This window comes from Ochrobactrum sp. WV_118_8 (genome assembly GCF_039631535.1).
In the GTDB taxonomy this organism is placed as follows: domain Bacteria; phylum Pseudomonadota; class Alphaproteobacteria; order Rhizobiales; family Rhizobiaceae; genus Brucella; species Brucella anthropi.
Window position 1 is genome coordinate 2,252,501 of the sequence record NZ_JBDIUZ010000001.1, and the last position, 21,437, is coordinate 2,273,937.

Genomic DNA, 21,437 nt, shown 5'->3' on the forward strand with positions numbered 1-21,437 from the left:
GAAAAGGTATGGACATGAGTTCTGCGTTGTCCGCCACCGCTCCAGTCAGCCGCCAGCGCTCCCGGTTGCGAAGTCTGGCCCCATCCTTGTCCCTCGCCTTGCTGGCTATCATCGCCGGTTGTTCCGGTGAAAGCGCCCCGCGCCCGCAGGCCAGTGTCGGCAATTCCGACGTGATGGTTCCCGATGCACCGATTGCAAATGCTGCCCCGGTTGTAGACGCACCCGTCATGCAGGAGCCACAGCAAGAACGCATCGTCGGGCTTGCCGAGGAGGAAGAGAACCACGTCACGCAATCCACGCAGCAGAGCCAGCCGCAATATTCCGGCGACTATGGCTTCTCAGCCCCGATTCAAAATCCGGTAACAGCAGCCGAAAACATCTATACGATGTCCAATGCGGAAACCGCCTGCCGCACGCGCCTGAAACGGCTCGGCGTCGTCTTCAAGGAAAAACCGCCGATCTATCGCAGCAGTGCCTGCCAGATCGCAAATCCCATCGAGGTGTCCGGCTTCAACAGCGGCTCCATCGCGTTCAAACCGGCGGCAACGCTGAACTGTCAGGTGACCGAGGCCTTTGCCCGCTGGATCAAAGGCGACCTGCAACCTGCCTCGCGTATGCGCTATCTGTCCGGCGTGAGCACGATCTATAATGCCGGGGGCTATTCCTGCCGCACCATGAACAGCCGTCGCGGCGCGAAAATGTCGGAACATTCACGCGGCAACGCCATCGATGTCACCAAGATCGTGCTGAACAACGGCAAGAACATCATGGTGCGCAAGCCGGGCTTCTTCGCCTTTCGCGAAAAGGGCCTGCTCAACAGCGTTCGCTCCGATGCGTGCGGCTATTTCTCGACAGTTCTCGGCCCCGGCTATAACCCGGAACATGCCGATCACTTCCATTTCGACCTGATGCAGCGTCGCAGCGGCTATCGCGCTTGTAAATAGAGCATTTCCAGTAAAAGTACGAAGCGGTTTTGCGTAGGATAATGCGTGAAAACAAATAGATAGAGCGGTTCCAACCACCGGTTTTAACCGGAACCGCTCTAAATAAGCCCGGCGCAATGCCGGGCTTGACGATACTTTATTCCTCCGGCGGCACCGGCGTCGGCTTGCCGTTTTCATCCAGAGAAACCATGACGAATTCGCCATGGGTCACGAGATCCATCTGCTGGGTCAGGTAACGCTGTGCCCAGGCTTCCACCCGCAGCGTGATCGAGCTGCGCCCAACCCGCGTAATCTCGGTATAGACGCAGAGCGCGTCACCGATCTTCACCGGCTTGGCAAAGGACATTTCACGAACCGCTGCCGTCACCACGCGGCCCTTGGCGCGTTCTGCAGCACGAATGCCGGATGCGGAGTCCATCTGCGCCATCACCCAGCCGCCGAAAATATCGAACGCCGCATTCGCATCCTTGGGCATGGCCGGAACGCGCAATGTCAGCATGCCCTTCGGCGCATTGTCAGTATTCATCGAAGTCGGTCCTTAAGTGCTTGAGAGAGTCGCCCTTTAATATGAGACAAGCCCGCCACGAAGAAAAGTACCGCATGAAGCGCTTAAACCGTTAGTGTGAAAGCCGATTTCAAGAGGTCGATATTCATTAATCATGAATTGAAATCGAAAAATCGTGATGCACGTGAATAATAATCTTCATGTTATAAGTAATTAAAGAAAGTATATTAGAGGAATGACATATGAAACTATCGGTTAAGTCCTCCATAGTTACATTAGCACTTCTTGTTTCAACGAATGCTTATGCATCATCGGCAATTGTAACATCGACAATTAATCTTCGCGTCGGCCCGGGCACCCAGTACGGAACCATCGGGGCGATCCCGAATGGCGTCGGCATTACAGTGGCTGGCTGCACCAGCGGTTATGGCTGGTGTCAGGTGACCTATGGCGGCATGACCGGCTGGGCTGCATCGAGCTACATCGCCATTCAGACAGGCAACGGCTATACGACGAACGACAATTTCGGATCGACCGCCGCAGCGGTTGGCATACCGCTCATCGCAGGCATCGCCATCGGTTCGGCACTGGCGGCCAACAGCGGTCCCTATTGGGGACCCGGCTGGGGTCCAGGCCCTTATCGCGGCTGGAACGGTGGCGGCAATGTCTATAATGGCTGCATCGGGCGTAATTGCCAGTCGAACAGGGGACCAGCACGCCCACACTGGACGGACCGTCCCGGCTGGAACGATCATCCGGGCTATCATCCCGGTTTTGGCCCCGGCTTCGGGCATGGTTTTGGCCCCGGCCCTCGCATGCGTCTCGGCGGCAGGCTGTAAAGCCGCCTCTGGAGCCACACTTCCTGACAACCTTCTGTCAGGAGCATCGCCGGATAGGGTAAGGGTGCGGAGGATTTCACCTTCGCACTCTTTTCATTTGGACGCTGAAAATCCATATTGAGGGCATGGCTTCCTCAAAAGACAAACACTCCCAGGATTCGCACGACAAGGCTGGCGGCTTCGGTGAAGCACCACATTCAGGTGGTTTCGGCGAAATGCCTCAGGCCGAACTTTCCGGTGCGCCCCTTTCCGGCCCCATCGCCGGCCCCATCGCCGATTGGGCGAAGGAGATCGGCGACGAGGCTGCGAAACCACGCGCGAAAAACCCAAAACAACCCAAGAAAATTCCTGAGCGCAGCAAGGAAGCGTCGCGCAGCGGGCGCGGCACATCCATGGGTGGCGCTGCATCCGCCAAGGAGCGTGCAGCGGCTGGCCTCAATCCGGTTGCTGGTCTCGACATCAGTCTGGAAGACGCTGCCGGACTGAACCCGTCCGGTGCGACCGCGACAGTTCAGGCCCTGTCGGACCTGATTGCCTCCGGCAATCCGCTGTTCAAGAACGGCGAACTCTGGACGCCTCACCGCCCGGCACGTCCGGATAAATCCGAAGGCGGCATCGCCATCGAGATGGAAACCAGTTTCGAACCGTCCGGTGACCAGCCGACGGCAATTCGCGATTTGCTGGAAGGGCTGGACAACGACGACCGCACGCAGGTCCTGCTCGGTGTCACCGGTTCGGGCAAGACCTTCACCATGGCGCAGGTCATCCAGCGGACGCAGCGCCCTGCCCTGATCCTGGCGCCGAACAAGACTTTGGCCGCGCAGCTTTATGGCGAGTTCAAGAGCTTCTTTCCGAACAACGCCGTCGAATATTTCGTTTCCTACTACGATTATTACCAGCCGGAAGCCTATGTGCCGCGCTCGGACACTTATATCGAGAAGGAATCGTCCATCAACGAACAGATCGACCGGATGCGCCACTCGGCCACCCGCGCGCTGCTCGAACGCGACGATGTGATTATCGTCGCTTCCGTATCGTGCATCTACGGTATCGGATCGGTCGAAACCTATACGGCCATGACCTTCGAAATGAAGATCGGGGACCGGCTCGACCAGCGCCAGCTGCTCGCCGATCTCGTGGCCCAGCAATACAAGCGGCAAGACATCAATTTCGTGCGCGGCTCGTTTCGCGTGCGCGGCGACACGATCGAATTGTTCCCGGCTCACTTGGAAGATCGCGCCTGGCGCATTTCCCTTTTCGGCGATGAGATCGAGACCATCACCGAGTTCGACCCGCTCACCGGCCAGAAGACCGGCGATCTGAAATCGGTCAAGATTTATGCGAATTCGCACTATGTGACGCCGCGTCCGACCCTCAATCAGGCGATAAAGTCGATCAAGGAAGAGCTGAAGCATCGTCTTGTCGAACTGAACAATGCCGGGCGTCTGCTGGAAGCCCAGCGCCTCGACCAGCGCACGACATTCGATCTCGAAATGCTGGAAGCAACCGGTTCCTGTGCGGGTATTGAAAACTATTCACGCTATCTGACAGGCCGCAATCCCGGCGAGCCGCCTCCGACGCTGTTCGAATATATTCCGGACAATGCGCTGGTTTTCATCGACGAAAGCCACGTCACGGTTCCGCAGATCGGCGGCATGTATCGCGGCGACTTCCGCCGCAAGGCAACGCTTGCCGAATATGGTTTCCGCCTGCCATCCTGCATGGACAATCGCCCGCTCCGTTTCGAGGAATGGGACGCCATGCGCCCGCAGACCATTGCCGTTTCGGCAACGCCGGGCGGTTGGGAAATGGAAGAAGCTGGCGGCGTGTTCGCAGAACAGGTCATCCGCCCGACCGGGCTGATCGATCCCCCTGTCGAAATCCGCCCTGCCAAGTCACAGGTCGATGACGTGCTCGGCGAAATTCGTGAAACGGCACAGAAGGGTTACCGTACATTGGTCACGGTGCTGACCAAGCGCATGGCCGAAGACCTGACGGAATATCTGCATGAACAGGGCGTGCGCGTTCGCTACATGCATTCCGATATCGACACGCTGGAACGTATCGAAATCATTCGCGATCTGCGTCTCGGCGCCTTCGATGTGCTGGTTGGCATCAACCTCCTGCGCGAAGGTCTCGACATTCCGGAATGCGGCTTCGTCGCCATTCTCGATGCCGACAAGGAAGGCTTCCTGCGCTCGGAAACCTCACTGGTTCAGACCATTGGACGTGCAGCGCGTAACGTTGACGGCAAGGTCATTCTCTACGCCGACAATATTACCGGCTCGATGCAGCGCGCGATGGATGAAACCAGCCGCCGCCGTGAGAAGCAGGTTGCCTATAATGAAGAGCACGGCATCACGCCTGCCTCGGTGAAGAAGAATATCTCGGACATCCTCGGCTCAGTTTACGAGCGCGATCATGTCCGCGCGGATATTTCGGGCTTTGCGGAAGAAGGCGCGATGATGGGCAACAATCTTGCCGCCCATCTGGAGCATCTGGAAAAGCAGATGCGCGACGCCGCTGCCGATCTCGACTTCGAAAAGGCCGCGCGCCTGCGCGACGAAATCAAGCGGCTGCGTGAGACGGAACTGGCTATTGCCGACGATCCGCTGGCACGCGAGTTTGAGGCGGGCGATGCAGGTGCAAGCCGCAACAAGGGCAAGCCCACCGGCAATTCACGTTTCCGCAAGCCGGCGCTGGATGAAATGGGCGCCGATACGACGCGCCCGCTTGACAAGTCGTCTTTGTTCCAGAAGCCATCGCTTGACGATATGGGACCGGGCACCGACATGGCAAAACCGCTCTTCCGCAAGAACACGCTTGATGAGATGACGGTCAAGCGGACCGAAGTGCCAAGTGGCGGCGGCGATGCGGCGATCCGCCGTGAGCGTGCAGGCATCGGGTCTTACGAGGACCCTGCCGAAACAGCGCGCAAGAAACGCCGCCCCGGCAAGACAGGCCGACCGGGACGGTGACCGAGATCGTTGATTATGTGTTGGAAGACTTACCGGTCTTCCAACACATCACGAACGGCCATTCGATTTTCTATATTCAGCGGCACTGCCCGCCATTCATAATGCGATAGCCTGCACGGTCGGCTTCGCAACGATTGGGGAAAGTGCGCCTGTCGTTCCCACGGCGTGCACAAACAGGCATATATTCCCGCGTGCAAGCACCCGCGCCCGGCCTGCCCGGTCTGTTGCCCTGATGCGGCGGACGCATGCCGCCTTCGCCGCCCCATCCCGGACCCGGTCTTGATGAGCACTGGCCATTTGCGATGACGCGATAGCCCTCAGCTCTTGCCTGACAGGAATTGCCGAAGGTCTTGCGCGAAGAACCGCGCGTGGCGCAGACGGGAGCATAGATCATCGGGCACATCTGCGGCTGCGACGGTCCGGGGCGAATCGGCGGACGATAATCCGGGCCGCCTTCGGCAACACAACCGGCGAGAAGCAGAGCGCCCGCAAGCACAGCCAATTGTCTGAATCGATGAAACTGCATTTTCCTCTCCCTTGTCCGGATAAATCCGATCTGTCCCGGACACTAAAATGGCGCAACCTACGATAAGAGCAAGTCTTTTCGCAAAAGTGCAAAACCTTGCAGACCATATCGACAACCCGCCCATATAGGTTACTTTGGCCGAAGTTGAGGGGCGGAACAGGCAGCATGAATCGTTATCGGCACGGCATAGCATTTATCCTGGCTTCGCAGCTTTTCAGCCTGCCTTCCGGCGTGGCTGCATCCTATGCGGCGAGCGAGCCGAACCCGCCGGTTTATGCGCCGCCTTTACCGCCGGAGAAGAAAGTCCCGACCGTCGGCCGCATCTGCCAGCTCATCGGTGCCAATGCCGACATCCACGGCATCCCGCGCGACTTCTTCGCCCGGCTGATCTGGAAAGAAAGCCGGTTCGATCACAACGCGGTCAGCCCTGTCGGCGCTGAAGGCATTGCGCAGTTCATGCCTTATACTGCTAAGGAGCGTGGGCTTGCCGACCCTTTCGACATAGAACAGGCCATCCCCGCATCGGCGAGTTTCCTGCGCGATCTTAAAGGCGCTTTCGGCAATTGGGGCCTTGCAGCCGCCGCCTATAATGCAGGGGCCGGGCGTGTTTCCAGCTGGATGCGGTCCGGTGGATTTCTGCCGCTCGAAACTGAAAATTACGTGCTGGACATTACCGGCGCACCTGCCGATGACTTCGCGGCAGGCAAGGAGGTCGTGAACCGCCCACTCGATCCCAAGCTCGCCTTCGTCGATGCCTGCAAGCGCCTGCCGATCATCCGCAGCGCCACAATTCCGATGTCGCGCGTGAAACCCAAGCCATGGGGCATTCAGGTCGCGGGTAATTTCCGCCGCAGCGCGGCGGCCAATCAATGGGTGCGCCTGCGCAAACAGTTCAGCGCCGTGCTGGCAGGCCACGACCCCGTTATCAGCCGGATACGGACGCCGATGGGACGCCGTGGCATCTATGCAGTACGCATCGGCGCCAACAGCCGCGGAGAAGCCGACAGCATTTGTGCGAAGCTGCGCGCCGCCGGTGGCGCATGCATAGTTTCGCGCAATCGATGAAAATACCAGGACATATCCGTTTAAATTCGCGATATATTAGGGTTAGCCTGTTCTATTTTGGGATTGAGTCGATGATTTTCTTGAAACAATCGTAAAAAATTCTGACGATACCGGTTCAAAGATAACCAATCATGTTCCCCCCAAAGAATTTGCTTGCCAAATACCGCTTCATAGATCAGTCTCCACCTGTTCGGGCATTTAGCGAACAAATGGAAGACTGGAAGAACGGCGCGCCGGGGCCGCTATAAGTTCCGGGTCGAAGGCTCCCCTTCGGCAATGATCGGTTCCTTCCCAATGTCGAGAACTGCCTGCATAACCCTCTGCCGGGTGTGTGGTGCGCTTGGCAGAATTTGTAATACCACTGTCTCCACAAGAGAAGTGGCGCCAAGGAAAAGGAACGGATCCCATGGCACAGACCGGACTGGTCAAATTCTTCAATACCGAAAAAGGTTTCGGTTTCATCAAGCCGGACGACGGTGGCGCTGACATCTTCGTACACATTTCTGCTGTACAGGCTTCTGGCCTCACTGGCCTCGCAGACAATCAGAAGGTTTCCTACGAGACGGAACCGGATCGTCGCGGCAAAGGCCCGAAGGCCGTGAACATCACCGTTACCGGCTGATCGTTCATAAAAGAACCTACCACTTGCCCCGGCTTTTGCCGGGGTTTTTTATTGCCGGTATGCAACCCTGAACGGATCATCATTCAGGCGCGAAATATTACAGATGCTGCAAGTAATTGACCGGAAACTGACAGCTTTCCATCGCCCTTCACCATTGTTCAGCCTCCATTCATGTCGAAACAGTTAATTAGTTATTCATAAACGATACGTGTGTGCCCGGTCGGCGAGCGTATCGGAGAAATTACAGTCGAGCTTCTGAAGGAGCGAACAATGAACCGATTTGCGAAAACAGCCATTCTGGCAGCGGCATCCCTTGCGGCTGTTGCCGTACCGCTTGCAACAGCATCGGCAGATTCCTGGGGCCGCCATGGCTGGGACCGTGGCGGATGGGATCGTCCCTACTACCGCGACCGGCATCGCAACCATGGCGACGCCGTTGCCGCAGGTGTGATCGGTCTTGCAGCAGGTGCCCTCATCGGCAGCGCGCTGAGCCAGCCGCAACCGACCTACGTGCAGCCTGCCCCGGTCTATGCACCGCCTCCGCCGCCGCCAGCTTATTACCCGGCAGCCCCGGCTCGTCAGGCGACTTATTATCGCTCAAGCTATGAGCCATGGAGCCGTGGCTGGTACCAGTATTGCGCCGACCGTTACCGGTCATTCAATCCGAATACCGGCACCTATCGCGGTTATGACGGACGTGATCACTTCTGCTCCGCAAATTAAAGCACATCCCGAAAAGTGTGAAACGGTTTTCGGATAAGATGCGCGTCAAAACAAGTGATTAGAGCACCGATCTGCTTCAACCAGATCGGTGCTCCAAAGCAAACCATCCCGATGAAAAGCCGCCTTTAAAGGCGGCTTTTTTTTATGCATATCCGATGTCGTTCAAAAATGGATTGGAGCGCCGTTCATCACCGAACCGACCACCGGGACCATGCCCGCAAATGAAACCGATATCGTCCCCGAGCGGCAGCAGCTTTTCCTTGATGGAGCGAATCAGCGCCGCGTGATCACCGCCTGGCAGATCAGTGCGCCCGACCGAGCCGTTGAAAAGCACATCACCGACTATCGCAAACCGCGCTTCCGGGTTGAAGAACACGACGTGCCCCGGCGCATGGCCCGGCGTGTGGAAGACGTCGAATTCGTGCCCGGCGACGGAAACCTTGTCACCTTCGTCCAGCCAGCGGTCCGGCGTAACATTGCGCACGCCTTCAGTGATGCCATATTTTAGGCCGGTCGCTTCCAGATTATCGAGCAGGAACTTATCATCCCGATGCGGGCCTATAATGTCCACATTCAGGGCTTCCTTGAGATCAAGGGCAGCCGCAGCATGATCGATATGGCCATGCGTGATCCAGATGGCCTCGACATCGATCCCTTGGGAATCAATCGCCTCGCGGATGCGATCCAGGTCACCGCCCGGATCGATCACGACACCCTTCTTGGTCTCGCCATCGAACAGAATGGTGCAATTCTGCTGGAAAGGCGTGACGGGAACGATGATGGCCTGCAATTGCCCCATAGTCTTACTCCACTTGAATAAATAGCGGTCCGGAAGGTGCTTTCTGACACAGAGATAGTGTCCTGTGCCCGTCAGGTGAAGCTTTAAATAGATACGGGCGGCTGATAGCCGCCCGTTTTCCCTCTCCAGGATTGTCCGAGGCGCTTTCTCCGAAAACCGTTTCACGGTTTCCGGGATAGGCCCGACAGTTCGTCTTACCGGTTGTCCCCACAACCATGCGGTCTCCAGAGCGCGTTTCGATCTGATTGAATCAGACCGGCGCTCCAACTGTTTGCTTTCACGCACATGTTACCCGATCGAAGCGGGATCAGAAATCAGTCCAGTGGACTGATTTCCCTGCGTAGGCGTTTCACACTTCTCGGGATGTCTTAGTGCGTCAGGCCTTGGCGGCCATCGCGTTCTTGATCAGGCCGACAACGGCCGTGAGCACGATACCGCCAATGCCGCCGCCTGCCAGCTGACCAACAACACCGTTGAGAACGGAATCGAGGCCACCGCCAGACAACATCGGAAGCAGCTGCCCGAGGATGACACCACCGATGCCGCCTGCCACCGTGTTACCCGTGGTGCCCAGACTGATATTCTTCACTGCTCCGGCGATGTTGCCACCAACCGCGCCAGCCACAAGCTGGAGAATGATAGGTAGTAGAGATTCCATAATCGTCACCCCATCTGAGTTTTAAACCGGAGTAGCGCGACTCCGGTAAAAAAATCTTGTGCCGAAACTTTCCAATGTCAAACAATAAGCGACGGAATAACAAAAAAGCGGCCCTAAGACCGCTCTTTTTCTGTTTAAAACTTGGTTCGGCACCTACTATTCGGCTGCCGCCCGCTTTGGCTGAACTTCCGCAGAATAGTCATTCATTAGAACATTTGTAATTTCGGAAGGTTTGAAACGGTATTGACCGATCTCGGATACCGGCGTCACTTCCGCTGCTGTTCCGCACAGGAAGCATTCGGAGAAACCGGCAAGTTCTTCCGGCATGATTGCCCGCTCGATGACTTCAATGCCGCGGCGCTTGGCAAGATCAATGACCGTGCGACGCGTAATACCGTCAAGGAAGCAGTCAGGCTTCGGCGTATGCAGTGCGCCGTCCTTCACGAAGAAGACGTTTGCACCGGTTGCTTCCGCAACCTGTCCGCGCCAGTCGAGCATCAATGCATCGGCATAGCCCTTGGCTTCGGCGGCGTGCTTGGAGATCGTGCAGATCATATAGAGACCGGCAGCCTTCGAGCGCGAGGGCGCAGTGCGCGGGTCCGGGCGGCAATATTCAGCGATATCGAGCCGGATGCCCTTCATCTTTTCTTCGGGCGAGAAATAGCTCGGCCATTGCCAGATGGCGATGGCAAGATGAATGCGGTTGTTCTGCGCCGAGACCCCCAGTGACTCCGAACCGCGCCAGGCAATCGGGCGAACATAGGCGTCTTCAAAACCCTGCTTCTTCAGAAGCTCGCGGCAGGCATCGTTGATTTCTGCAACGCTGAAAGGAATCTCGAAACCGAGAATGCGTGCAGATTCATGCAGGCGTTCGGTATGCTCATTGAGCTTGAAGATCTCGCCGCCATAGGCGCGTTCGCCTTCAAACACGGCGCTCGCATAATGCAGACCATGGGTCAGCACGTGGATTTTTGCATCTTTCCAGTCGACGAATTCTCCGTCCAGCCAGATAAATCCGTCCCGTTGATCGAATGGAATCGCAGCCATTTTCTTGCTCCTAAATATTTCATCGAGCATTTCTTTTTTCAGGATGAAACCTTGGAAATGCCCTGTCTATGCATTTTGATGCGCATCCCGAAAATCGCCTCATACTTTTCGGGATGCGCCTCAGCAGCGCTGTCTCGATCTGGTTTCAGGTCGACTTCAGACCAGATAAACTTCTCCGCATCCCGTCTTCCCCAGCTAAATCGATATAACTGGTGAGACGGCCACCTTTTCCTGCGTAATTGCTGGCCTTTTTGTTCAAAATGCTTTGAGGTCACGCAAACATATTGCGCGAATCCCAGGCGGAGCATGCATGGAAAGAAAATAAATCCTCCACAGGGTTCGAATATTGCGACAACCATTCCATCACCAACCCATTGAGACGGTGGCGGGTAGCCCGTTAGCGCAATTATTCCTCCTCCTTGCACGTATCAGCGCAAACATTATTCCAAAAAAGCCAGCTCACACTTATCGAAAATTATCTGGGCGATTGAATTATGTCAATAATGCTGACATATTTAACGCAACAGAACGGAGCACAGATGTGAATTCGACGAACGATATGAATTATATAAGCAATCCGTTGACGGCTGAGGAGGCGGCCGACCTCAACGTGATCGAACTACTGTTTTTTTCCTATCGCGACTTTACCGCCGACCCTGATCTTATTCTGGAAAAGATCGGATTCGGGCGGGCGCATCACCGTGTTCTCTACTTCATCAACCGAAAGCCCGGCATGACGGTTGCCGAGCTGCTGGAGGTCCTGCGGATCACCAAGCAGAGCCTGTCGCGCGTGCTTAAACAGTTGATCGATACGGGGCATGTGGTTCAGGCCACCGGCCTTCACGACCGCCGCCACCGCAAGCTTTATCCGACCAAGAGCGGCCGCCAGCTCACGCTTGCCCTCGCCCTTCCGCAGTCACGACGCATCGCACGTGCACTGGAGGACTGTGCGCCGCAGGACCGGGAAGTCATCGAGCGCTTCCTCTATAATATGGTCAACCCCGAGCGGCGCGCCCAGATCGACGAGTTTTCTGCCGAAGATAGTTCGACCAGACATCTCTGAACCGAGTGACACTGGGCTTGAGTGTTACGTCTAGTTGCACAAAGTGTCTGAATAAAAAAACGTCAGGCCGTGGCGAAAATGGTGGGTTTCGAGAACCGGAGCGCAGTGTACTGCTAAGCATAGTCCCGAAAAGTTGTAGACTTTTCGGATAAGATTATGCGTCTGAGCAAGTACATGAGCACCGGAAGCGCAGAAAAACGCTGTTTGCGAGCCAAGGTATGGCGACTTTTGGATCAGACAATAAGTGCTTGTATAAAAACAGGTCCACGCAGGCAGTGAATGGACGTGCCGCATTCCAGTCGATAATATGTGCACCAAAGCATCGGGCATAAGCTGGAATGCTGAAGTAAAATTATCGGAATGGGATCGAAAGACGCCATGGCTGTAGAAGAAGAAAAGACGCTCTCGGACGACGCGCCACATCTCCTCGTCGTTGACGACGATACGCGTATCCGCAGCCTTCTCTCACAATATCTGACCAATAGCGGATTCCGTGTCACCATGGCTGGAAGCGCTGCCGAAGCGCGCCGCAAACTGGAAGGCATCGATTTCGATCTGCTGATCCTCGACGTCATGATGCCGGGAGAAACCGGCGTTTCGCTGACGCGATCGCTGCGCGAGCAGAAGAACGTCCCCATCCTGATGCTGACGGCATTGTCGGAAACCGACAGCCGCATCGACGGTCTGGCTGCCGGAGCGGACGATTATCTGCCCAAGCCGTTCGATCCCCGCGAGCTGACGCTTCGCATCAACAATATCCTGCGCCGCGGCGCGCCACCCGCACAGCCGAAAATCGAGCAGATCGTGTTCGGCCCCTATACTTTCTTCATCCCGCGCCGCGAGCTGAAAAAGGGTACGGAAACCATCAAGCTGACGGATCGTGAGCAGGATATCATGGCGATTTTCGCCGAGCGTGCCGGCGAGACGATCCCCCGCCATGAGCTGACCGGTCAGGATGGCGATGTCGGTGAACGCACGATCGACGTCCAGATCAATCGCCTTCGCCGCAAGATCGAGCAGGACCCGGCCAATCCGGTCTGGCTCCAGACCGTGCGCGGTATCGGCTACAAGCTCAGCATCGAATAGCAACCATCGGCAATCAGGAATATCGCGATCAGAAAATGGTGTTTTCTCAAAACGCAGGGCGGCATGTACCAAAGGTGCAGCCGCAATGTTGTTCATGGAAAACGCCATTTGCAGACAGCAATATTTCCGGAAGCGTTTTTCGAGCCAAAAAGTGTGAAGCGGCTTTGCGACAAAATAAGTCTTTTGAGCGCAACCACAGGGTACTGAGGGACGTTTTAACACGATGAAATCGCCCTTGAGAAAATTCTCCCGCTGGTTAGCGCGCATCATGCCGAAGGGGCTTTATGCGCGTTCGCTCATCATCATCATTGCCCCGATGGTTCTGCTCCAGTCCGTGATCGCCTATGTGTTCATGGAGCGTCACTGGCAGATGGTGACCGAACGACTGTCGACCGCCGTTGTGCGCGATATTGCAGGCATCATCGACATTCTCGAAACCTATCCGCAGGAACCGGGCTACGACAATCTCATCCGCATCGCGCAGCAGCGGCTGGCGCTGAACATTTCGATCCTGCCGCCCGATCCGCTGCCACCTCCCGGGCCAAAGCCCTTTTTCGCCATTCTCGATTACTTCCTGAGTGAAGAGATCACCCGCCAGATCAATCGCCCCTTCTGGGTCGATACGGTGGGCGATTCCGATCTTATCGAAATCCGCATCAAGCTGGAGGACAAGGTGTTGCGCGTCTTTGCGCGGCGCAGCCAGGCCTATGCATCCAATACAGGCATCTTCCTGACGTGGATGGTGGGCACCGCGCTCGTTCTGCTGATCATCGCCATCGCATTCCTGCGCAACCAGATCAAGCCGATCCAGCAGCTTGCCGAGGCCGCAGAGAGTTTCGGCAAGGGGCGACCAATGCCGGAAGGGTTCCATCCGCGCGGAGCCGAGGAAGTGCGCCGTGCAGGCATCGCTTTTATTCAGATGCGCTCGCGCATCGAACGCCAGATCGAGCAGCGCACGGCCATGCTTTCCGGCGTCAGCCACGATCTGCGCACCATTCTGACCCGTTTCAAGCTGCAGCTTGCGCTGGCTGGCCACTCGATCGACACCGAGCCGCTCAATCAGGATATTGCCGACATGCAGACGATGCTCGAAGGCTATCTCGCCTTTGCGCGCGGCGAAGGTTCGGAGGAAACCGCAAGCTACGATGTCACGAGGCTTTGCGAAAAACTGGAGCATGAAGCACGCCTGCGCGAGCGCGGCTTCAAGTATCATATTGAAGGCGACAGCGAGGTCCATGTGCGTCCGAACGCCTTCTCGCGGCTGGTCAGCAATCTCGTCTCGAACGCCTTCCGTCATGCGCAGAATGTCGAGCTGTCGATTTCGCATGTTGAAGGCTGGCTGAAAGTCGTTGTGGACGATGACGGGCCGGGTATTCCGGAAGACCGCCGCGAAGACGTCTTCAAGCCTTTCGTCCGGCTGGATGAAGCGCGAACGCAGGATTCGGGCGGCACAGGCGGGCTGGGTCTTGCTATTGCACGCGATATTGCACGCAGCCACGGTGGCGACATTACGCTGGAAGACGCTCCGACCGGCGGCCTGCGCGCGACCATCCATATTCCGGCTTAAAGCGTTCTGGCCCCGTCAAATGCACGGCTGCACGTCAAGGCAGAGCGATCCGACAACGGAGTTCCATACTTCCAACGCTATTCTTTTCCCTCATCCTGAGGAGCCGTTGAAAACGGCATCTCGAAGGGCGAGGGAAAACGCACGATGCTAGCCCTCGTCCTTCGAGACCGCTCTTTCGCAAGCTCAGGAGCCTCCTCAGGATGAGGGAGAAACGCGCTTGCTTAATGCGAAATCATCCGCTCTCAATAAAGCTTGCCACCATTCGGCACGGGCTTGTCGATTGCAGCGAGAACCACTTCGCCATCTTCATCCGGCATACCGAGTGTCAGCACTTCCGACATGAAGGGGCCGATCTGTCGTGGCGGGAAGTTCACGACTGCCATGATCTGTTTGCCGACCAGCTCTTCCGGCGTGTAGTGCCTGGTGATCTGGGCTGACGACTTCTTGATGCCGATCTTTTCACCGAAATCGATCTTCAGCTTAAAGGCAGGCTTGCGGGCTTCGGGAAATGGCACAGCTTCCACGATGGTTCCGCTGCGGATATCGACCTGTTCGAAATCTGCCCAGGTGATGGTGGTTGCTTCGCTCATTTTTCACTCCCCGGCCCGCGCTCTCGGCCTCGCAGAAAACCCGGCGCGAGCGCCGGGCCAAAATTCAACTGATTTATAGTCAGGCGCGACCGACGGTCTCGAACACCACGCATTCAAGCGCTTCACGCGCCGTAACACCCGACCAGACCACAAACTGGAAGGCCTGGAAATAGGCTTCACACGCTTCCAGCGCCGCCGAAAGCAGCACTTCAACCTGACGACTCGTCGGTTCCGCACCACCTGCCAGCAGCAGCGACTGGCGATACATGATCGCGCCTTCCTGCTGCCAGAGATCGAAATGGCCCATCAGAAGCTTTTCATTGATGAGCGACAGCAGGCGCATCACTTCGTTCACACGTGGCTCGGCCACCTTGATGTCGAATGCGCAGGCCAGATGCAGTGCCTCGAAATCCTCCATCCAGGAAAACGAGATGTGATAGTCAGTCCAGTTGCCCGCAACCGAAATTGCGATTTCGTCGTCGCCAGTCCGCTCGAACGTCCAGTCGTTTGAATGCGCGACCTGTTCGATCACATCCACCGGATGTGCCTCACGTGCGAATTCAAGCTCAAGAAGGCTCATGTCCGTTTCCTGTTCTGGGAACCATCTGCCCCCAGATGCTTCCTAATTCCCGGCGCGCAAGTCATTGCTCGCCCGTGCCGGCCACCGCGCAAGAACAAGCGCAGGAAAACAGGCACGAATTGATCGGTTGAGGAACCGGCATGCACGACGGCATGCAGGCGCCTCAATGGCACACGCACATACGCAACTGATACTGGAAAGCAGCCTGAAAGACGCGAAACCTGACACTCAGCCCCTCGCCGCCGCCTACATGACCGCGTTACGAATCATGTAGTGTTTTCAGTCTATTGATGCTGAATCTGAACGCCAGCCCCTTTTGAACAAAGAGCCGTGAAAGCATGTGGAAATATACGAGGGACCGACCGCGACCCTTGCCTTAACCGACTCTAAGACAAGGGTTTTTGCCACTTGCGGCCTGTTAATAAATATTCAGGGATTATTTTTGGATTTTGCCGAAGATGAAGCTGATTTTGCCGATTTGGCTTCAGAATCAACTTCGAATTTCGCAAGACGTGCTTCGAGAGCTTCGATTCTTGCCAGCAACGCGCTGTTTTCCGCACGCGCCTTGATTGCCATTTCACGAACGGCTTCGAAGTCTTCGCGCTGCACGACATCGAGTGTGTTCAGCACGCGTTCTCCTTGCGAACGCAACGCCGTTTCCACTTCACGGCGCACGCCCTGGGCAGCGCCTGCCGCATCCGTCACAAGCTTGGCGAATTCATCAAGAACCCGGTTCTGTCCGCTGGTCATGGCAATCATTCCTTATTTCCAGGTGAGACCTGTTGAAAACATAAATTTGAAATAGGGCCGTCTCAGTTCCGATGCAAGCGCAGCTATAGAAAGTGATCAGGTTCGGCGCACTTGAATCAAAACCACGGGCCACGCGAAAATGACGGCGACCGGAAACCGGAAGCGCCACTAGCGAATGTACTTAAGGCTACCTTAAGGGTAGATCAGCACCGGAAGCCCAGAAAACGCGATTTGCAAACGCGATTTGCAGCCGACGGGAACAGCTTGACCATAACGGGTCGGTCCAGCATGTTCCGTCACAAAACGGAGTGATTTCATGATTGAGACGTTGCTGCCCGCATCGGCGCTCGCCTTCCCAAATATCGATCCGGTGATTTTCCGGGTCGGACCGCTGGCAGTGCACTGGTACGGCCTCGGCTATGTCGTCGGCATCATGTTCGCCTGGTGGTACGGCAAGAAGCTCTTGCGAAGCCACCGCCTGTGGGCCAACAACCAGCCGCCCATGGCGCCGGAAGCCCTCGATGATTTCGTCATCTGGGCAGCGCTTGGCGTCGTGCTCGGCGGTCGCATCGGCTACGTGCTCTTCTATAATTTCTCCTATTATATCTCCAACCCGCTTGCCATTCCGGCGGTATGGGATGGCGGCATGTCGTTTCACGGCGGCATTTTGGGCACAACGCTCGCCATGATCCTGTTTGCCCGCTCGCGCGGCATCAAGGTCTGGAGCATGTTCGACACGATTGCCGCTGGTGTTCCGGTCGGACTTGGTGTCGTGCGCGTCGCCAATTTCATCAATTCGGAACTCTGGGGTCGTGTCAGTGATGTGCCGTGGGCAGTCTACTTCCCCAATGGAGGCCCGCTGCCGCGTCATCCAAGCCAGCTTTACGAAGCGTTCCTTGAGGGTGTAGTCCTCTTCCTCGTGCTGTTCCTGCTCGTCTGGGTCGGACGCAAACTGAAGAAGCCCGGCTTCATTGCAGGCGCTTTCGTCACGGGCTACGGCCTCAGCCGCATCGTGGTCGAATTCTTCCGCGAGCCGGATGCGCAGCTCGGCTATCTCTTCGGCGGATGGCTCACCATGGGTATGGTCCTCTCGGTGCCGATGGTACTGATCGGGCTTTGGGCCATGTGGCGCGCAAACCGGACCGCAGCCAAGGATGCCTGATCTTTCGCTGAAAGACCGGCTGAAACGCCTGATCGCCACCTCCGGGCCGATCAGCGTTGCCGATTACATGGCAGCCTGCCTCGGCGACCGCGAGGCGGGCTATTATACGACGCGTGAACCTTTCGGACGCGACGGTGACTTCATCACCGCGCCGGAAGTAAGCCAGATGTTCGGTGAACTGATCGGCATCTGGTGTGTCAGCGAATGGGACGCGCTGGGACGACCGGACAATATCGTGCTTTGTGAAATCGGCCCCGGTCGCGGCACGCTGATGAGCGATATGCTGCGCACTATTGGCAGGCTCGCCCCGCAAATGCTGGACCATGTGCGTGTCGCCATGGTCGAAACAAGCCCGCGCCTTGCCGAAAAGCAAAAGGAAAAACTGTCCGACGCAGGCGCGAAGATCGACTGGTTCGAACGCTTTTCCGATATTCCCGCCGATACTGCCAACGGGCCGCTGATCCTCGTCACCAATGAGCTGTTCGATGCGATCCCGTTCCGGCAGTTCGTCAAGGTCGATGGCCGCTTTGTCGAACGGATGATTGCGCTCGATGACAAGGATGAGTTCCATTTCGTCAGCGGTCTGGGTGGTATAGATCCGGCGCTGTTACCTGTAGGCCATGCGGAAGCACCCGAAGGCGCGATCTTTGAAGCAGCCCCTGCGCGCACGGCCTTGATGCAGGAAATTGCCAGCCGTATCGCGACCACACGCGGCGCAGCGCTCAACGTCGACTATGGCCATCTGAAAGCCGGTTTCGGCGACACGCTGCAAGCCATGTTGAAACACGGCTTTGACGATGTATTTGCCAATCCGGGCATTGCGGACCTCACCAGCCATGTCGATTTCGACATTCTGGACAAGACCGCGCGGGCCAGCGGCTGCAAGACCGGAACAATGACGCAGGGCGAATTTCTGCTCGCAATGGGCCTGCTTGATCGCGCCGGACGGCTCGGTACGGGCAAGGACGCAGCGTTTCAGGAAAAAATCCGACAGGACGTCGAAAGACTGGCCGCACCCGATCAAATGGGAACCTTGTTCAAGGTTCTCGCATTGAGTGACGGGCTGACACGCCTCTATCCTTTCGAAACCAAGTGATGCCCTTCCCTTCAAAAAGCTTCAATTGACAAGCCAGCGGACCTCCCCCACCATCCCGCCGTTTACGAAAGCCAGCAAGATGACCGATATGCCGCAACCACTCCGCTCGCCTCTCCTTGAAAAGCCCGTCGGACAGAACGGGAAGCGGATCGCGCATGGCTTTTTCACCCGCAAGGGCGGTGTTTCCGATGGCATCTATACGGGCCTGAACGTTGGAAGCGGGTCAAACGATGTGCCGGAAAAAGTTGCCGAGAATCGCCGCCGCGTCGCCGAGAACCTTGGCGTTGCACCCGATCATCTCATGACCGTGCATCAGGTTCATTCGCCCGATGTCCTCCACGTCACCGAGCCGTTCGGCGCTCCACGCCCGAAGGCCGACGCAATGGTCACAAATGTGCCGGGCATCGCCATTGGTGCTTTGTCTGCCGATTGCGGGCCTGTGCTTTTTGCAGATCACGAAGCGGGAATCATCGGCTCCGCCCATGCCGGATGGCGTGGCGCTTTCGGCGGTGTCCTTGAAAACACGATTGAAGCCATGATCGGCCTCGGTGCGAAACGCGAGAACATCGTTGCTGTTCTCGGGCCGACCATCGGGCCGGAAAATTACGAAGTCGGGCCGGAATTCTATGCAGAATTCATCGGCAGAGATGCTGCCTACACCACCTATTTCCGGCCTTCCGACAAGCCGGAACACAAACTGTTCGATCTGTGGACATTCATCACCGACCGGCTGACGAAGGCTGGTGTGCGGGCAGAATCCCTTCGCCAGTGCACCTATGCCGATGAGGAACAATTCTATTCCTACCGGCGCACCACCCATCGCAACGAACCCGACTACGGGCGTCAGATTGCAGCGATCGCCATCATAGAAGATTAGGAGAACCGCATGGCCCTTCACTTCGAGCCGGAAGAATTCGCAGCACGTCGCGACCGTCTGATCTTGAAGATGGAGGAGGAAAAGCTGGATGCGCTTCTGCTGTTCGCGCAGGAGAGCATGTACTGGCTGACGGGCTATGACACGTTCGGCTTCTGCTTCTTCCAATGCCTTGTCGTGAAGGCCGACGGGTCGATGGTGCTGATGACACGCTCCGCCGATTTGCGGCAGGCGCGTCATACGTCGAACATCGAGAACGTCGTCGTCTGGACCGATCGCGACAATGCCAATCCGGCTTCCGACCTGCGCAATATCCTGACGGAACTCGACCTTCTCGGCACCCGGATCGGGATCGAGTACCAGACACATGGCCTTACCGGCGCCAATGCGCGCAAGCTGGACGAACAGCTGCAGAGCTTTGCCAAGCTTTACGATGCTTCCGGCATGGTGGATCGCCTGCGGCTGCTCAAAAGCCCTGCGGAAATTGCCTATGCGAAACGCGCCGCCGAACTCAGTGACGACATACTCGACGCTGCGATAAAGCTCACCAAAGGCGGGGCGAGCGAAGCCGATATTCTGGCTGCGATGATGAGCACCAATTTTGCCGGCGACGGCGATTTTCCCGCCAACGAATATATCATCGGCTCGGGCGACGATGCCCTGCTCTGCCGCTACAAATCCGGTCGGCGCAAGCTGAACAAGAACGACCAGCTCACGCTCGAATGGTCGGGCGTCTTCCGGCATTACCACGCGCCGATGATGCGCACGATCGTCGTCGGCAAGCCGACCACACATCATCTGGAGCTCTATGCGGCTGCACGCGAGGCGCTGGAGGCCGTGGAAGCAGCCATGACGCCCGCCTCGACATTCGGCGACGTCTTTGACGCCCATGCGCGGACCATGGAAGCACACGGCCTTACCCGTCATCGCCTCAATACCTGTGGCTATTCGGTGGGAGCACGTTTCACGCCATCATGGATGGACCCGCAGATATTCTATGCCGGAAACCCGGAAAGCATCCAGCCGGACATGACGCTTTTCGCACATATGATCATCATGGATTCCGACACCCAAACCGCCATGACGCTGGGGCAGACATATCTCACAACAAATGGCGCAGCTCAGCCATTATCCCGCCATTCTCTTGATATGATTGTAAAATGAGGCGCAATCGGCGATAAAACTGCCACAAGCGCAACCCGGAAACTGCAAAGCGGCTTTCGGGCAAGATGCACGTCGATAAAATCGATAGATTATTTTGAACTGAAAATGCCCGACCGCAGAGAACCTGCGCCTTCAGGAGCATGAAGCCGAACATGAACAAGGCACGTCTTTCAACGATGTTGTTGCTGGCCGGAGTGCTTACAAGCGTCCTGGCCGCCTGCAACAGCACTGAGTCCGCTCTGAACGTACAGGGTAGCAATCAAAATTCCGGGCAAAATTCCGGGCAAACTACTACGCCAGCCGCGACACCGGGCACCCCGGCGACGGGCACCGCTCCCGTGCAGCCCACGGGAACAACTCCTGCCACGACCGGCACAGCACCTGCGACGACCACGCCAGTGGCACCGCAGCGCAGTGCAGCGCTCAAGCCGGGCAAGTTGCATATCGCCCCGATTGTCGGCGCACCGGTCAATGTGGTGACGCCGCTGACCCATCGCATGAATGACGATGCCAAGTCGAAAGGCATTGAGCTTGCAGGCAATAACGACCCGAGTGCTGCCTACGTCATGAAGGGATATTTCTCCGTTCTTTCGGAAGATAATCAGACCACCGTGCTTTACGTCTGGGATGTTCTGGATGCTTCCGGCAACCGCCTTCACCGGATACAGGGGCAGGAGAAAGTTCCAGGTGCTGCCGCAGACTCATGGAGCGTCGTTCCGGCTTCCGCAATGCAGACAATCGCCGACCGGACCATGCAGGAATATTCGACCTGGCTTGCGGCAAATCGCGCATAGAAACT

The 21,437-nt window shown here is 56.9% G+C and carries 23 protein-coding genes; 14 read left to right on the forward strand and 9 right to left on the reverse strand.

Going from position 1 to position 21,437, the window contains the following annotated elements; all coding sequences use genetic code 11:
- The first annotated feature begins 14 nt into the window (after positions 1 to 14).
- Positions 15 to 944 (forward strand): extensin-like domain-containing protein, encoded by a 930-nt coding sequence (locus ABDF71_RS10920; protein ID WP_151615339.1) that lies wholly within the window; start codon positions 15 to 17, stop codon positions 942 to 944.
- A gap of 136 nt (positions 945 to 1,080) precedes the next feature.
- Here ABDF71_RS10920 and ABDF71_RS10925 read toward each other — a convergent pair whose 3' ends face one another.
- Positions 1,081 to 1,470 carry an acyl-CoA thioesterase gene (locus ABDF71_RS10925; RefSeq protein WP_010659642.1) on the reverse strand — a complete coding sequence of 130 codons (390 nt, stop codon included), beginning with the start codon at positions 1,468 to 1,470 and terminating at the stop codon, positions 1,081 to 1,083.
- 221 nt (positions 1,471 to 1,691) lie between these two features.
- Here ABDF71_RS10925 and ABDF71_RS10930 point away from each other — a divergent pair, with 221 nt between their 5' ends.
- Both ABDF71_RS10930 and uvrB read left to right on the forward strand, forming a co-directional pair.
- Positions 1,692 to 2,288 (forward strand): SH3 domain-containing protein, encoded by a 597-nt coding sequence (locus tag ABDF71_RS10930; RefSeq protein WP_029929120.1) that lies wholly within the window; start codon positions 1,692 to 1,694, stop codon positions 2,286 to 2,288.
- 215 nt (positions 2,289 to 2,503) lie between these two features.
- On the forward strand, positions 2,504 to 5,266 hold the full coding sequence (gene uvrB, locus ABDF71_RS10935) for an excinuclease ABC subunit UvrB (RefSeq protein WP_374710373.1): 2,763 nt from the start codon (positions 2,504 to 2,506) through the stop codon (positions 5,264 to 5,266).
- A 76-nt stretch (positions 5,267 to 5,342) separates the two neighbouring features.
- Here the strand turns inward: uvrB and ABDF71_RS10940 are convergent, their stop codons facing one another.
- Complete coding sequence (locus ABDF71_RS10940) at positions 5,343 to 5,792, reverse strand: Kazal-type serine protease inhibitor family protein (protein ID WP_010659639.1); 450 nt, start codon at positions 5,790 to 5,792, stop codon at positions 5,343 to 5,345.
- Between the two features lie 165 nt (positions 5,793 to 5,957).
- Between ABDF71_RS10940 and ABDF71_RS10945 the strand changes: the two genes are divergently transcribed.
- The 3 genes from ABDF71_RS10945 (at position 5,958) to ABDF71_RS10955 (ending at position 8,202) form a co-directional block, all read left to right on the forward strand.
- Complete coding sequence (locus tag ABDF71_RS10945) at positions 5,958 to 6,857, forward strand: SPOR domain-containing protein (protein WP_010659638.1); 900 nt, start codon at positions 5,958 to 5,960, stop codon at positions 6,855 to 6,857.
- Between the two features lie 406 nt (positions 6,858 to 7,263).
- Positions 7,264 to 7,479, forward strand: coding sequence for a cold-shock protein (locus ABDF71_RS10950; RefSeq protein WP_010659637.1), 216 nt, complete (start codon positions 7,264 to 7,266; stop codon positions 7,477 to 7,479).
- Positions 7,480 to 7,749: 270 nt separating this feature from the next.
- Positions 7,750 to 8,202, forward strand: coding sequence for a BA14K family protein (locus ABDF71_RS10955; RefSeq protein WP_151663640.1), 453 nt, complete (start codon positions 7,750 to 7,752; stop codon positions 8,200 to 8,202).
- Between the two features lie 142 nt (positions 8,203 to 8,344).
- On the opposite strand, the gene ABDF71_RS10960 is transcribed toward ABDF71_RS10955, so the two are convergent.
- From ABDF71_RS10960 to ABDF71_RS10975, 4 genes are all read right to left on the reverse strand, one after another.
- Positions 8,345 to 9,001: an MBL fold metallo-hydrolase gene (locus ABDF71_RS10960; protein WP_029929127.1), complete on the reverse strand. Its 657-nt coding sequence runs from the start codon at positions 8,999 to 9,001 to the stop codon at positions 8,345 to 8,347.
- Positions 9,002 to 9,377: 376 nt separating this feature from the next.
- Positions 9,378 to 9,659, reverse strand: coding sequence for a hypothetical protein (locus tag ABDF71_RS10965; RefSeq protein ID WP_010659634.1), 282 nt, complete (start codon positions 9,657 to 9,659; stop codon positions 9,378 to 9,380).
- A 156-nt stretch (positions 9,660 to 9,815) separates the two neighbouring features.
- Positions 9,816 to 10,706 carry a branched-chain amino acid aminotransferase gene (locus ABDF71_RS10970; RefSeq protein ID WP_010659633.1) on the reverse strand — a complete coding sequence of 297 codons (891 nt, stop codon included), beginning with the start codon at positions 10,704 to 10,706 and terminating at the stop codon, positions 9,816 to 9,818.
- A gap of 38 nt (positions 10,707 to 10,744) precedes the next feature.
- Positions 10,745 to 11,065, reverse strand: a complete 321-nt coding sequence (locus tag ABDF71_RS10975) for a hypothetical protein (protein ID WP_500061553.1) — start codon at positions 11,063 to 11,065, stop codon at positions 10,745 to 10,747.
- A 182-nt stretch (positions 11,066 to 11,247) separates the two neighbouring features.
- On the opposite strand from ABDF71_RS10975, the gene ABDF71_RS10980 reads away from it, so the two are divergent.
- The 3 genes from ABDF71_RS10980 to ABDF71_RS10990 all read left to right on the forward strand — a co-directional run bounded on the left by ABDF71_RS10980 (position 11,248) and on the right by ABDF71_RS10990 (position 14,422).
- Positions 11,248 to 11,769: a MarR family winged helix-turn-helix transcriptional regulator gene (locus ABDF71_RS10980; protein WP_010659631.1), complete on the forward strand. Its 522-nt coding sequence runs from the start codon at positions 11,248 to 11,250 to the stop codon at positions 11,767 to 11,769.
- A 378-nt stretch (positions 11,770 to 12,147) separates the two neighbouring features.
- Positions 12,148 to 12,855, forward strand: coding sequence for a response regulator (locus tag ABDF71_RS10985; protein WP_012091674.1), 708 nt, complete (start codon positions 12,148 to 12,150; stop codon positions 12,853 to 12,855).
- A 223-nt stretch (positions 12,856 to 13,078) separates the two neighbouring features.
- Positions 13,079 to 14,422: an ATP-binding protein gene (locus ABDF71_RS10990; protein WP_010659629.1), complete on the forward strand. Its 1,344-nt coding sequence runs from the start codon at positions 13,079 to 13,081 to the stop codon at positions 14,420 to 14,422.
- Positions 14,423 to 14,664: 242 nt separating this feature from the next.
- On the opposite strand, the gene ABDF71_RS10995 is transcribed toward ABDF71_RS10990, so the two are convergent.
- The 3 genes from ABDF71_RS10995 to ABDF71_RS11005 all read right to left on the reverse strand — a co-directional run bounded on the left by ABDF71_RS10995 (position 14,665) and on the right by ABDF71_RS11005 (position 16,342).
- Positions 14,665 to 15,012, reverse strand: coding sequence for a tRNA-binding protein (locus ABDF71_RS10995; RefSeq protein WP_010659628.1), 348 nt, complete (start codon positions 15,010 to 15,012; stop codon positions 14,665 to 14,667).
- A 79-nt stretch (positions 15,013 to 15,091) separates the two neighbouring features.
- On the reverse strand, positions 15,092 to 15,592 hold the full coding sequence (locus ABDF71_RS11000) for a type III secretion system chaperone family protein (protein ID WP_010659627.1): 501 nt from the start codon (positions 15,590 to 15,592) through the stop codon (positions 15,092 to 15,094).
- 429 nt (positions 15,593 to 16,021) lie between these two features.
- Positions 16,022 to 16,342, reverse strand: coding sequence for an accessory factor UbiK family protein (locus ABDF71_RS11005; RefSeq protein ID WP_151663638.1), 321 nt, complete (start codon positions 16,340 to 16,342; stop codon positions 16,022 to 16,024).
- Positions 16,343 to 16,658: 316 nt separating this feature from the next.
- Between ABDF71_RS11005 and lgt the strand changes: the two genes are divergently transcribed.
- The 5 genes from lgt (at position 16,659) to ABDF71_RS11030 (ending at position 21,432) form a co-directional block, all read left to right on the forward strand.
- Positions 16,659 to 17,504 carry a prolipoprotein diacylglyceryl transferase gene (gene lgt / locus ABDF71_RS11010; protein ID WP_010659625.1) on the forward strand — a complete coding sequence of 282 codons (846 nt, stop codon included), beginning with the start codon at positions 16,659 to 16,661 and terminating at the stop codon, positions 17,502 to 17,504.
- The gene (locus tag ABDF71_RS11015) at positions 17,497 to 18,600 is read left to right on the forward strand and encodes a class I SAM-dependent methyltransferase (protein WP_151663637.1); all 1,104 of its coding nucleotides are present in this window, start codon (positions 17,497 to 17,499) and stop codon (positions 18,598 to 18,600) included. The genes lgt and ABDF71_RS11015 overlap by 8 nt, the downstream gene beginning before the upstream one ends.
- A 79-nt stretch (positions 18,601 to 18,679) precedes the next feature.
- Positions 18,680 to 19,477: a peptidoglycan editing factor PgeF gene (gene pgeF / locus ABDF71_RS11020; protein WP_036563639.1), complete on the forward strand. Its 798-nt coding sequence runs from the start codon at positions 18,680 to 18,682 to the stop codon at positions 19,475 to 19,477.
- A 9-nt stretch (positions 19,478 to 19,486) separates the two neighbouring features.
- Positions 19,487 to 20,638, forward strand: coding sequence for a M24 family metallopeptidase (locus ABDF71_RS11025; protein WP_125300061.1), 1,152 nt, complete (start codon positions 19,487 to 19,489; stop codon positions 20,636 to 20,638).
- A gap of 140 nt (positions 20,639 to 20,778) precedes the next feature.
- Positions 20,779 to 21,432: a hypothetical protein gene (locus ABDF71_RS11030; protein WP_010659621.1), complete on the forward strand. Its 654-nt coding sequence runs from the start codon at positions 20,779 to 20,781 to the stop codon at positions 21,430 to 21,432.
- Positions 21,433 to 21,437: the final 5 nt, after the last annotated feature.

What these genes read in the sequence shown, in the direction of transcription:
- ABDF71_RS11025 (WP_125300061.1), top strand. Translation starts at nt 19,487, where the DNA reads ATGGCCCTTCACTTCGAGCCGGAAGAATTCGCAGCACGTCGCGACCGT.
- ABDF71_RS10975 (WP_500061553.1), bottom strand. Translation starts at nt 11,065, where the DNA reads ATGGTTGTCGCAATATTCGAACCCTGTGGAGGATTTATTTTCTTTCCA.
- uvrB (WP_374710373.1), top strand. Translation starts at nt 2,504, where the DNA reads ATGCCTCAGGCCGAACTTTCCGGTGCGCCCCTTTCCGGCCCCATCGCC.
- pgeF (WP_036563639.1), top strand. Translation starts at nt 18,680, where the DNA reads ATGACCGATATGCCGCAACCACTCCGCTCGCCTCTCCTTGAAAAGCCC.
- ABDF71_RS10955 (WP_151663640.1), top strand. Translation starts at nt 7,750, where the DNA reads ATGAACCGATTTGCGAAAACAGCCATTCTGGCAGCGGCATCCCTTGCG.
- ABDF71_RS10965 (WP_010659634.1), bottom strand. Translation starts at nt 9,659, where the DNA reads ATGGAATCTCTACTACCTATCATTCTCCAGCTTGTGGCTGGCGCGGTT.
- ABDF71_RS11015 (WP_151663637.1), top strand. Translation starts at nt 17,497, where the DNA reads ATGCCTGATCTTTCGCTGAAAGACCGGCTGAAACGCCTGATCGCCACC.
- ABDF71_RS10970 (WP_010659633.1), bottom strand. Translation starts at nt 10,706, where the DNA reads ATGGCTGCGATTCCATTCGATCAACGGGACGGATTTATCTGGCTGGAC.
- ABDF71_RS10940 (WP_010659639.1), bottom strand. Translation starts at nt 5,792, where the DNA reads ATGCAGTTTCATCGATTCAGACAATTGGCTGTGCTTGCGGGCGCTCTG.
- ABDF71_RS10995 (WP_010659628.1), bottom strand. Translation starts at nt 15,012, where the DNA reads ATGAGCGAAGCAACCACCATCACCTGGGCAGATTTCGAACAGGTCGAT.
- ABDF71_RS11030 (WP_010659621.1), top strand. Translation starts at nt 20,779, where the DNA reads ATGAAGCCGAACATGAACAAGGCACGTCTTTCAACGATGTTGTTGCTG.
- ABDF71_RS10920 (WP_151615339.1), top strand. Translation starts at nt 15, where the DNA reads ATGAGTTCTGCGTTGTCCGCCACCGCTCCAGTCAGCCGCCAGCGCTCC.
- ABDF71_RS10945 (WP_010659638.1), top strand. Translation starts at nt 5,958, where the DNA reads ATGAATCGTTATCGGCACGGCATAGCATTTATCCTGGCTTCGCAGCTT.
- ABDF71_RS10930 (WP_029929120.1), top strand. Translation starts at nt 1,692, where the DNA reads ATGAAACTATCGGTTAAGTCCTCCATAGTTACATTAGCACTTCTTGTT.
- ABDF71_RS11000 (WP_010659627.1), bottom strand. Translation starts at nt 15,592, where the DNA reads ATGAGCCTTCTTGAGCTTGAATTCGCACGTGAGGCACATCCGGTGGAT.
- ABDF71_RS11005 (WP_151663638.1), bottom strand. Translation starts at nt 16,342, where the DNA reads ATGACCAGCGGACAGAACCGGGTTCTTGATGAATTCGCCAAGCTTGTG.
- ABDF71_RS10960 (WP_029929127.1), bottom strand. Translation starts at nt 9,001, where the DNA reads ATGGGGCAATTGCAGGCCATCATCGTTCCCGTCACGCCTTTCCAGCAG.
- ABDF71_RS10950 (WP_010659637.1), top strand. Translation starts at nt 7,264, where the DNA reads ATGGCACAGACCGGACTGGTCAAATTCTTCAATACCGAAAAAGGTTTC.
- lgt (WP_010659625.1), top strand. Translation starts at nt 16,659, where the DNA reads ATGATTGAGACGTTGCTGCCCGCATCGGCGCTCGCCTTCCCAAATATC.
- ABDF71_RS10925 (WP_010659642.1), bottom strand. Translation starts at nt 1,470, where the DNA reads ATGAATACTGACAATGCGCCGAAGGGCATGCTGACATTGCGCGTTCCG.
- ABDF71_RS10990 (WP_010659629.1), top strand. Translation starts at nt 13,079, where the DNA reads ATGAAATCGCCCTTGAGAAAATTCTCCCGCTGGTTAGCGCGCATCATG.
- ABDF71_RS10985 (WP_012091674.1), top strand. Translation starts at nt 12,148, where the DNA reads ATGGCTGTAGAAGAAGAAAAGACGCTCTCGGACGACGCGCCACATCTC.